Origin of the sequence: Pseudoalteromonas luteoviolacea (assembly GCF_000814765.1) — a bacterium.
Lineage (GTDB): Bacteria > Pseudomonadota > Gammaproteobacteria > Enterobacterales > Alteromonadaceae > Pseudoalteromonas > Pseudoalteromonas luteoviolacea_H.
This window is the reverse complement of the sequence record NZ_JWIC01000002.1, coordinates 1-12012: the sequence shown is the minus strand read 5'-3', so window position 1 is coordinate 12012 and position 12012 is coordinate 1. Positions and strand designations below refer to the sequence as shown.

Annotated in this window: 1 protein-coding gene and 7 rRNA genes; all 8 read left to right on the top strand. The window is 47.7% G+C overall.

Annotated elements, in window-relative coordinates; all coding sequences use genetic code 11:
* Positions 1-1301, top strand: a 23S ribosomal RNA gene (locus tag JF50_RS01360); the annotation flags it as partial.
* 181 nt (positions 1302-1482) lie between these two features.
* Positions 1483-1597, top strand: a 5S ribosomal RNA gene (rrf, locus tag JF50_RS01355).
* Positions 1598-2728: 1131 nt separating this feature from the next.
* Positions 2729-4261, top strand: a 16S ribosomal RNA gene (locus JF50_RS01345).
* A 255-nt stretch (positions 4262-4516) separates the two neighbouring features.
* Positions 4517-7399, top strand: a 23S ribosomal RNA gene (locus JF50_RS01340).
* A gap of 180 nt (positions 7400-7579) precedes the next feature.
* Positions 7580-7694, top strand: a 5S ribosomal RNA gene (gene rrf / locus JF50_RS01335).
* A gap of 1014 nt (positions 7695-8708) precedes the next feature.
* Positions 8709-8843 carry a hypothetical protein gene (locus tag JF50_RS27745; RefSeq protein WP_268747798.1) on the top strand — a complete coding sequence of 45 codons (135 nt, stop codon included), beginning with the start codon at positions 8709-8711 and terminating at the stop codon, positions 8841-8843.
* Between the two features lie 173 nt (positions 8844-9016).
* Positions 9017-10549 (top strand): 16S ribosomal RNA (locus tag JF50_RS01330).
* Positions 10550-10804: 255 nt separating this feature from the next.
* Positions 10805-12012 (top strand): 23S ribosomal RNA (locus JF50_RS01325); the annotation flags it as partial.

Here is a 12012-nt window from a genome sequence, read left to right as displayed (position 1 = left end):
CCTAAACCGACACAGGTGGTCAGGTAGAGAATACTAAGGCGCTTGAGAGAACTCGGGTGAAGGAACTAGGCAAAATTGTACCGTAACTTCGGGAGAAGGTACGCTCTTGTTTGTGAAGGACTTGCTCCGTAAGCAAACGAGAGCCGCAGTGACCAGGTGGCTGGGACTGTTTATTAAAAACACAGCACTGTGCAAAATCGTAAGATGACGTATACGGTGTGACACCTGGCCCGGTGCCGGAAGGTTAATTGATGGGGTTAGACATTTGTCGAAGCTCTTGATCGAAGCCCCGGTAAACGGCGGCCGTAACTATAACGGTCCTAAGGTAGCGAAATTCCTTGTCGGGTAAGTTCCGACCTGCACGAATGGTGTAACCATGGCCACGCTGTCTCCACCCGAGACTCAGTGAAATTGAAATCGCAGTGAAGATGCTGTGTACCCGCGGCTAGACGGAAAGACCCCGTGAACCTTTACTACAGCTTGGCACTGAACATTGACCCTACATGTGTAGGATAGGTGGGAGGCTTTGAAGCACAGTCGCTAGATTGTGTGGAGCCGTCCTTGAAATACCACCCTTGTAGTGTTGATGTTCTAACTTAGGTCCCTAATCGGGATTGAGGACAGTGCCTGGTGGGTAGTTTGACTGGGGCGGTCTCCTCCCAAAGAGTAACGGAGGAGCACGAAGGTTGGCTAAGTACGGTCGGACATCGTACGGTTAGTGTAATGGTAGAAGCCAGCTTAACTGCGAGACAGACACGTCGAGCAGGTACGAAAGTAGGTCATAGTGATCCGGTGGTTCTGAATGGAAGGGCCATCGCTCAACGGATAAAAGGTACTCCGGGGATAACAGGCTGATACCGCCCAAGAGTTCATATCGACGGCGGTGTTTGGCACCTCGATGTCGGCTCATCACATCCTGGGGCTGAAGTCGGTCCCAAAGGGTATGGCTGTTCGCCATTTAAAGTGGTACGCGAGCTGGGTTTAGAACGTCGTGAGACAGTTCGGTCCCTATCTGCCGTGGGCGTTTGAGAATTGAGAGGGGCTGCTCCTAGTACGAGAGGACCGGAGTGGACGAACCGCTGGTGTTCGGGTTGTTATGCCAATAGCATTGCCCGGTAGCTACGTTCGGAATCGATAACCGCTGAAAGCATCTAAGCGGGAAGCGAGCCTCGAGATGAGTTCTCACTTTAACTTAGAGTTAACTGAAGGGCCGTTGAAGACTACAACGTTGATAGGCGAGATGTGGAAGTGCTGTGAGGCATTGAGCTAACTCGTACTAATTACCCGTGAGGCTTAACCATACAACGCCAAAGTGGTTTTAAGCTTGTTAGAAGTTAAGAATATAAGTAGACGATAAGAATTTAATTACGCTCTCCGAATTTAAGCATTGTGACTAGATAAGCTCTTATGAGAAATCAATTCACCTTGCGCAAATGAAATGACAAAAAAGACGTCATTAGCCATTTGCACGAAAAGAATTTGCTTGGTAACCATAGCATTTTGGAACCACCTGATCCCATGCCGAACTCAGTAGTGAAACGAAATAGCGCCGATGATAGTGTGGGGTTTCCCATGTGAAAGTAGGACATTGCCAAGCGCCAAATAAAAGAAAGCCCGATTCGAAAGAGTCGGGCTTTTTTCGTGCTAAATCGTCTCGAATGTTGCAGAGGTCATGCACATTGATAAAGAGACGAATTAGCGCAAGGTGAAGGGAGCATCCTTCACCGCCGACAAGGCAAACTCAAGATTTCCTCAGCAACAGCTAAAACGGCTTATTTCACCTTGCGCAAATTGAACGTACTCGCTTCGCTCGTTATCGTTACATTTTGCACCATGTCATCCTGAATTCGCTTCAGGGTCCATGCTTTTCCAGTTTTTGTCAGGTTGCTGAGTTTGTAGAGGTGTATTGATTCTGTTCGGTTAAACCGGCTCACTTCACCCTTCACCTTGAGCAAATTGAACGTACTCGCTTCGCTCGCTGTCGTTACATTTTGCACCATGTCATCCTGAACTCGTTTCAGGATCCATTTCTTTTGTGCCTAATATATGGTTTCCGGAGCAAGTCCGGAATGACATAGACAAAACATGATATAGATTGTTAGCAGTGTATTGACTTTGTTTAGTTAAAACGGCTTATTTCACCTTGCGTAAAAAGAGCGTATTCACTTCGTTCATTGTCGCTAACCTTTTACACTTTTCTTACGCAAAATGAGCGTACTCGCTTCGCTCGCTATCGTTACATTTTGTACTTTTATCCACAGGTTTGTGTGTATAACTTGTGTGTCTAGGACTGTACTTTTTGAGGTTAACTAATTAAATAAATTTATTAAGAAAAAAGCGAAAAAAACGCTTGCGCCAATCTTAAATCTCCCTATAATGCGCACCCACTGACACGGAGCAACACGCTGAAAAGCAAGCAGCAAAGTGAAGGTTAAAGCCAAACTGAAAGCTTAATTGAAAATAAATTAAATTTTCTAGTTGACTTTAAAAGTGAAGCGGTTAATATGGCGCTCCACTTCGCAGCAACGCTGCGGTAACTAACCAAGAGTTAGTTACATTGTTCTTTAAAAATATGAAGCAATCATCTGTGTGGGCACTCGTACAGATTGAGTTCTAACAGCTCTTGATTCAGGAGCAAAAGAATTAGAGTCTCAATTTCTTATGAGTGACTATATAGTCAATTTATACAGAATTCATTGAGCACGAATCTTCGGATTCAAAAAACTTTTAATTGAAGAGTTTGATCATGGCTCAGATTGAACGCTGGCGGCAGGCCTAACACATGCAAGTCGAGCGGTAACATTTCTAGCTTGCTAGAAGATGACGAGCGGCGGACGGGTGAGTAATGCTTGGGAACGTGCCGTAAGGTGGGGGACAACCATTGGAAACGATGGCTAATACCGCATAATGTCTACGGACCAAAGGGGGCTTCGGCTCTCGCCTTATGATCGGCCCAAGTGGGATTAGCTAGTTGGTAAGGTAATGGCTTACCAAGGCGACGATCCCTAGCTGGTTTGAGAGGATGATCAGCCACACTGGAACTGAGACACGGTCCAGACTCCTACGGGAGGCAGCAGTGGGGAATATTGCACAATGGGCGCAAGCCTGATGCAGCCATGCCGCGTGTGTGAAGAAGGCCTTCGGGTTGTAAAGCACTTTCAGTAAGGAGGAAAGGTTAGTAGTTAATACCTGCTAGCTGTGACGTTACTTACAGAAGAAGCACCGGCTAACTCCGTGCCAGCAGCCGCGGTAATACGGAGGGTGCGAGCGTTAATCGGAATTACTGGGCGTAAAGCGTACGCAGGCGGTTTGTTAAGCGAGATGTGAAAGCCCCGGGCTCAACCTGGGAACTGCATTTCGAACTGGCAAACTAGAGTGTGATAGAGGGTGGTAGAATTTCAGGTGTAGCGGTGAAATGCGTAGAGATCTGAAGGAATACCGATGGCGAAGGCAGCCACCTGGGTCAACACTGACGCTCATGTACGAAAGCGTGGGGAGCAAACAGGATTAGATACCCTGGTAGTCCACGCCGTAAACGATGTCTACTAGGAGCTGGGGTCTTCGGACAACTTTTCCAAAGCTAACGCATTAAGTAGACCGCCTGGGGAGTACGGCCGCAAGGTTAAAACTCAAATGAATTGACGGGGGCCCGCACAAGCGGTGGAGCATGTGGTTTAATTCGATGCAACGCGAAGAACCTTACCTACACTTGACATACAGAGAACTTACCAGAGATGGTTTGGTGCCTTCGGGAACTCTGATACAGGTGCTGCATGGCTGTCGTCAGCTCGTGTTGTGAGATGTTGGGTTAAGTCCCGCAACGAGCGCAACCCCTATCCTTAGTTGCCAGCGATTCGGTCGGGAACTCTAAGGAGACTGCCGGTGATAAACCGGAGGAAGGTGGGGACGACGTCAAGTCATCATGGCCCTTACGTGTAGGGCTACACACGTGCTACAATGGCAGATACAGAGTGCTGCGAACTTGCGAGAGTAAGCGAATCACTTAAAGTCTGTCGTAGTCCGGATTGGAGTCTGCAACTCGACTCCATGAAGTCGGAATCGCTAGTAATCGCGGATCAGAATGCCGCGGTGAATACGTTCCCGGGCCTTGTACACACCGCCCGTCACACCATGGGAGTGGGTTGCTCCAGAAGTAGGTAGCTTAACCTTCGGGGGGGCGCTTACCACGGAGTGATTCATGACTGGGGTGAAGTCGTAACAAGGTAGCCCTAGGGGAACCTGGGGCTGGATCACCTCCTTAACGATTTAGAACAGATTTGTTCGAAGTGTCCACACAGATGATTGTTAGTTAGCTTTATAGCTAATTAATATTGCTCTTTAAAAATTTGGAAAGCTGATAATTAAATTCTCGAATAACAAGCAATTGTTATTCAGAGTTTTCGAAAGAAAATGCCGATTAATCATTTAGTTGATTAATTAGCGTCTACTTTAGTATTACTTAACTTCTGGCGAAGTTAAAACTGTCTTTGACGATACAAACCATTTTGGGTTGTATGGTTAAGTGACTAAGCGTACACGGTGGATGCCTTGGCAGTTGGAGGCGATGAAGGACGTACTAACTTGCGATAAGCTAAGTCAAGCCAGTAAGAGGCACTTGAGACTTAGATTTCCGAATGGGGAAACCCACCGCTTAGCGGTATCTTGCAGTGAATACATAGCTGTAAGAGGCAAACCGGGAGAACTGAAACATCTAAGTACCCCGAGGAAAAGAAATCAACCGAGATTCCGAAAGTAGCGGCGAGCGAAATCGGATTAGCCCTTAAGCTTCAGTGTAATTAGTGGAACCTTCTGGAAAGTTGGACGACACAGGGTGACAGTCCCGTACACGAAAATTTATCTGAAGTGAAATCGAGTAGGTCGGAGCACGTGAAACTTTGACTGAATATGGGGGGACCATCCTCCAAGGCTAAATACTCCCAACTGACCGATAGTGAACCAGTACCGTGAGGGAAAGGCGAAAAGAACCCCTGTGAGGGGAGTGAAATAGAACCTGAAACCGTGTACGTACAAGCAGTAGGAGCCCTTCGAGGGTGACTGCGTACCTTTTGTATAATGGGTCAGCGACTTATATTCTGTAGCGAGGTTAACCATTTAGGGGAGCCGTAGCGAAAGCGAGTCTTAACTGGGCGCTTAAGTTGCAGGGTATAGACCCGAAACCCGGTGATCTAGCCATGGGCAGGTTGAAGGTCAGGTAACACTGACTGGAGGACCGAACCCACTAACGTTGAAAAGTTAGGGGATGACCTGTGGCTAGGAGTGAAAGGCTAATCAAACCGGGAGATAGCTGGTTCTCCCCGAAATCTATTTAGGTAGAGCCTCGGACGAATACTTACGGGGGTAGAGCACTGTTAAGGCTAGGGGGTCATCCCGACTTACCAACCCTTTGCAAACTCCGAATACCGTAAAGTACTATCCGGGAGACACACGGTGGGTGCTAACGTCCATCGTGGAGAGGGAAACAACCCAGACCGTCAGCTAAGGTCCCAAAGTGTATGTTAAGTGGGAAACGATGTGGGAAGGCTAAAACAGCTAGGAGGTTGGCTTAGAAGCAGCCATCCTTTAAAGAAAGCGTAATAGCTCACTAGTCGAGTCGGCCTGCGCGGAAGATGTAACGGGGCTAAACATACCACCGAAGCTACGGCTGCGAACTTATGTTCGCGGGGTAGGGGAGCGTTCTGTAAGCGGCTGAAGGTGAACTGTAAGGTTTGCTGGACGTATCAGAAGTGCGAATGCTGACATGAGTAACGATAATGCGGGTGAAAAACCCGCACGCCGGAAGACCAAGGGTTCCTATCCCATGTTAATCAGGGTAGGGTGAGTCGACCCCTAAGGCGAGGCTGAAGAGCGTAGTCGATGGGAAACGGGTTAATATTCCCGTACTTGGTATAAATGCGATGGGGGGACGGAGCAGGCTAGGCAAGCATGGCGTTGGTTGTCCATGTGAAAGGCTGTAGGCTGGTGACTTAGGAAAATCCGGGTCGCTAAGGCTGAGAGTCGAGACGAGCTACTACGGTAGTGAAGTTGTTGATGCCCTACTTCCAGGAAAAGCCTCTAAGCTTCAGTTTATATCGAATCGTACCCTAAACCGACACAGGTGGTCAGGTAGAGAATACTAAGGCGCTTGAGAGAACTCGGGTGAAGGAACTAGGCAAAATTGTACCGTAACTTCGGGAGAAGGTACGCTCTTGTTTGTGAAGGATTTACTCCGTAAGCAAACGAGAGCCGCAGTGACCAGGTGGCTGGGACTGTTTATTAAAAACACAGCACTGTGCAAAATCGTAAGATGACGTATACGGTGTGACACCTGCCCGGTGCCGGAAGGTTAATTGATGGGGTTAGACATTTGTCGAAGCTCTTGATCGAAGCCCCGGTAAACGGCGGCCGTAACTATAACGGTCCTAAGGTAGCGAAATTCCTTGTCGGGTAAGTTCCGACCTGCACGAATGGTGTAACCATGGCCACGCTGTCTCCACCCGAGACTCAGTGAAATTGAAATCGCAGTGAAGATGCTGTGTACCCGCGGCTAGACGGAAAGACCCCGTGAACCTTTACTACAGCTTGGCACTGAACATTGACCCTACATGTGTAGGATAGGTGGGAGGCTTTGAAGCACAGTCGCTAGATTGTGTGGAGCCGTCCTTGAAATACCACCCTTGTAGTGTTGATGTTCTAACTTAGGTCCCTAATCGGGATTGAGGACAGTGCCTGGTGGGTAGTTTGACTGGGGCGGTCTCCTCCCAAAGAGTAACGGAGGAGCACGAAGGTTGGCTAAGTACGGTCGGACATCGTACGGTTAGTGTAATGGTAGAAGCCAGCTTAACTGCGAGACAGACACGTCGAGCAGGTACGAAAGTAGGTCATAGTGATCCGGTGGTTCTGAATGGAAGGGCCATCGCTCAACGGATAAAAGGTACTCCGGGGATAACAGGCTGATACCGCCCAAGAGTTCATATCGACGGCGGTGTTTGGCACCTCGATGTCGGCTCATCACATCCTGGGGCTGAAGTCGGTCCCAAGGGTATGGCTGTTCGCCATTTAAAGTGGTACGCGAGCTGGGTTTAGAACGTCGTGAGACAGTTCGGTCCCTATCTGCCGTGGGCGTTTGAGAATTGAGAGGGGCTGCTCCTAGTACGAGAGGACCGGAGTGGACGAACCGCTGGTGTTCGGGTTGTTATGCCAATAGCATTGCCCGGTAGCTACGTTCGGAATCGATAACCGCTGAAAGCATCTAAGCGGGAAGCGAGCCTCGAGATGAGTTCTCACTTTAACTTTAAGTTAACTGAAGGGCCGTTGAAGACTACAACGTTGATAGGCGAGATGTGGAAGTGCTGTGAGGCATTGAGCTAACTCGTACTAATTACCCGTGAGGCTTAACCATACAACGCCAAAGTGGTTTTAAGCTTGTTAGAAGTTAAGAATATAAGTAGACGATAAGAATTTAATTACGCTCTCCGAATTTAAGCATTGTGACTAGATAAGCTCTTATGAGAAATCAATTCACCTTGCGCAAATGAAATGACAAAAAGACGTCATTAACCATTTGCACGAAAAGAATTTGCTTGGTAACCATAGCATTTTGGAACCACCTGATCCCATGCCGAACTCAGTAGTGAAACGAAATAGCGCCGATGATAGTGTGGGGTTTCCCATGTGAAAGTAGGACATTGCCAAGCGCCAAATTAAAGAAAGCCCGATTCGAAAGAGTCGGGCTTTTTTCGTGCTAAATCGTCTCGAATATTGTAGAGGTCATGCACATTGATAAAGAGACGAATTAGCACAAGGTGAAGGGAGCAACCTTCACCGTTTTAACTCTTTACTCCTTTTGAATACAGTCCCTCAGCAACGGTTAAAATAGTTCATTGCACCTTGCACAAAAAGGGCGTACTCACTGCGTTCATTGTCGCTAGCCTTTTGCACGATAAGCGCAAGGTGAAGGGAGTAACCTTCACTGCTTTCATCCTTTACTTATTTTGAATACAGTCCCTTAGCAACGGTTAAAACGGCTTATTTCACCTTGCGCAAATTGAACGTACTCGCTTCGCTCATTATCGCTACATTTTGCACGTCAATCACCTTGCACAAAAAGGGCGTACTCACTGCGTTCGCTGTCGCTAACCTTTTACACCACGTCATCCTGAACTCGTTTCAGGAGCCATGCTTTGTTAGTTTTGACGCGGTTGCTGAATTTGTAGAGGTGTATTGATTCTGTTCGGTTAAACCGGTTCACTTCACCTTGAGCAAATTGAACGTACTCGCTTCGCTCGCTGTCGTTACATTTTGCACCATGTCATCCTGAACTCGCTTCAGGATCCATTTCTTTTGTGCCTAATATATGGTTTCCGGAGCAAGTCCGGAATGACATAGACAAAACATGATATAGATTGTTAGCAGTGTATTGACTTTGTTTAGTTAAAACGGCTTATTTCACCTTGCGTAAAAAGAGCGTATTCACTTCGTTCATTGTCGCTAACCTTTTACACTTTTCTTGCGCAAATTGAACGTACTCGCTTCGCTCGCTATCGTTACATTTTGTACTTTTATCCACAGGTTTTTGTGTATAACTTGTGTGTCTAGGCTGTGCTTTTTGAGGTTAACTAATTAAATAAATTTATTAAGAAAAAAGCGAAAAAAACGCTTGCGCCAATCTTAAATCTCCCTATAATGCGCACCCACTGACACGGAGCAACATGCTGAAAAGCAAGCAGCAAAGTGAAAGTGAAAGCCAAACTGAAAGCTTAATTGAAAATAAATTAAATTTTCTAGTTGACTTTAAAAGTGAAGCGGTTAATATGGCGCTCCACTTCGCAGCAACGCTGCGGTGACTAACCAAGAGTTAGTTACATTGTTCTTTAAAAATATGAAGCAATCATCTGTGTGGGCACTCGTACAGATTGAGTTCTAACAAAATATTTAGAGTCTCAATTTCTTATGAGTGACTATATAGTCAATTTATACAGAATTCATTGAGCACGAATCTTCGGATTCAAAAAACTTTTAATTGAAGAGTTTGATCATGGCTCAGATTGAACGCTGGCGGCAGGCCTAACACATGCAAGTCGAGCGGTAACATTTCTAGCTTGCTAGAAGATGACGAGCGGCGGACGGGTGAGTAATGCTTGGGAACGTGCCGTAAGGTGGGGGACAACCATTGGAAACGATGGCTAATACCGCATAATGTCTACGGACCAAAGGGGGCTTCGGCTCTCGCCTTATGATCGGCCCAAGTGGGATTAGCTAGTTGGTAAGGTAATGGCTTACCAAGGCGACGATCCCTAGCTGGTTTGAGAGGATGATCAGCCACACTGGAACTGAGACACGGTCCAGACTCCTACGGGAGGCAGCAGTGGGGAATATTGCACAATGGGCGCAAGCCTGATGCAGCCATGCCGCGTGTGTGAAGAAGGCCTTCGGGTTGTAAAGCACTTTCAGTAAGGAGGAAAGGTTAGTAGTTAATACCTGCTAGCTGTGACGTTACTTACAGAAGAAGCACCGGCTAACTCCGTGCCAGCAGCCGCGGTAATACGGAGGGTGCGAGCGTTAATCGGAATTACTGGGCGTAAAGCGTACGCAGGCGGTTTGTTAAGCGAGATGTGAAAGCCCCGGGCTCAACCTGGGAACTGCATTTCGAACTGGCAAACTAGAGTGTGATAGAGGGTGGTAGAATTTCAGGTGTAGCGGTGAAATGCGTAGAGATCTGAAGGAATACCGATGGCGAAGGCAGCCACCTGGGTCAACACTGACGCTCATGTACGAAAGCGTGGGGAGCAAACAGGATTAGATACCCTGGTAGTCCACGCCGTAAACGATGTCTACTAGGAGCTGGGGTCTTCGGACAACTTTTCCAAAGCTAACGCATTAAGTAGACCGCCTGGGGAGTACGGCCGCAAGGTTAAAACTCAAATGAATTGACGGGGGCCCGCACAAGCGGTGGAGCATGTGGTTTAATTCGATGCAACGCGAAGAACCTTACCTACACTTGACATACAGAGAACTTACCAGAGATGGTTTGGTGCCTTCGGGAACTCTGATACAGGTGCTGCATGGCTGTCGTCAGCTCGTGTTGTGAGATGTTGGGTTAAGTCCCGCAACGAGCGCAACCCCTATCCTTAGTTGCCAGCGATTCGGTCGGGAACTCTAAGGAGACTGCCGGTGATAAACCGGAGGAAGGTGGGGACGACGTCAAGTCATCATGGCCCTTACGTGTAGGGCTACACACGTGCTACAATGGCAGATACAGAGTGCTGCGAACTTGCGAGAGTAAGCGAATCACTTAAAGTCTGTCGTAGTCCGGATTGGAGTCTGCAACTCGACTCCATGAAGTCGGAATCGCTAGTAATCGCGGATCAGAATGCCGCGGTGAATACGTTCCCGGGCCTTGTACACACCGCCCGTCACACCATGGGAGTGGGTTGCTCCAGAAGTAGGTAGCTTAACCTTCGGGGGGGCGCTTACCACGGAGTGATTCATGACTGGGGTGAAGTCGTAACAAGGTAGCCCTAGGGGAACCTGGGGCTGGATCACCTCCTTAACGATTTAGAACAGATTTGTTCGAAGTGTCCACACAGATGATTGTTAGTTAGCTTTATAGCTAATTAATATTGCTCTTTAAAAATTTGGAAAGCTGATAATTAAATTCTCGAATAACAAGCAATTGTTATTCAGAGTTTTCGAAAGAAAATGCCGATTAATCATTTAGTTGATTAATTAGCGTCTACTTTAGTATTACTTAACTTCTGGCGAAGTTAAAACTGTCTTTGACGATACAAACCATTTTGGGTTGTATGGTTAAGTGACTAAGCGTACACGGTGGATGCCTTGGCAGTTGGAGGCGATGAAGGACGTACTAACTTGCGATAAGCTAAGTCGAGCCAGTAAGAGGCACTTGAGACTTAGATTTCCGAATGGGGAAACCCACCGCTTAGCGGTATCTTACAGTGAATACATAGCTGTAAGAGGCAAACCGGGAGAACTGAAACATCTAAGTACCCCGAGGAAAAGAAATCAACCGAGATTCCGAAAGTAGCGGCGAGCGAAATCGGATTAGCCCTTAAGCTTCAGTGTAATTAGTGGAACCTTCTGGAAAGTTGGACGACACAGGGTGACAGTCCCGTACACGAAAATTTATCTGAAGTGAAATCGAGTAGGTCGGAGCACGTGAAACTTTGACTGAATATGGGGGGACCATCCTCCAAGGCTAAATACTCCCAACTGACCGATAGTGAACCAGTACCGTGAGGGAAAGGCGAAAAGAACCCCTGTGAGGGGAGTGAAATAGAACCTGAAACCGTGTACGTACAAGCAGTAGGAGCCCTTCGAGGGTGACTGCGTACCTTTTGTATAATGGGTCAGCGACTTATATTCTGTAGCGAGGTTAACCATTTAGGGGAGCCGTAGCGAAAGCGAGTCTTAACTGGGCGCTTAAGTTGCAGGGTATAGACCCGAAACCCGGTGATCTAGCCATGGGCAGGTTGAAGGTCAGGTAACACTGACTGGAGGACCGAACCCACTAACGTTGAAAAGTTAGGGGATGACCTGTGGCTAGGAGTGAAAGGCTAATCAAACCGGGAGATAGCTGGTTCTCCCCGAAATCTATTTAGGTAGAGCCTCGGACGAATACTTACGGGGGTAGAGCACTGTTAAGGCTAGGGGGTCATCCCGACTTACCAACCCTTTGCAAACTCCGAATACCGTAAAGTACTATCCGGGAGACACACGGTGGGTGCTAACGTCCATCGTGGAGAGGGAAACAACCCAGACCGTCAGCTAAGGTCCCAAAGTGTATGTTAAGTGGGAAACGATGTGGGAAGGCTAAAACAGCTAGGAGGTTGGCTTAGAAGCAGCCATCCTTTAAAGAAAGCGTAATAGCTCACTAGTCGAGTCGGCCTGCGCGGAAGATGTAACGGGGCTAAACATACCACCGAAGCTACGGCTGCGAACTTATGTTCGCGGGGTAGGGGAGCGTTCTGTAAGTGGCTGAAGGTGTGCCGGGAG

Excerpts from the sequence above, each read along its gene's own strand:
- JF50_RS27745 (WP_268747798.1), top strand. The coding sequence starts at position 8,709 with ATGCTGAAAAGCAAGCAGCAAAGTGAAAGTGAAAGCCAAACTGAAAGC.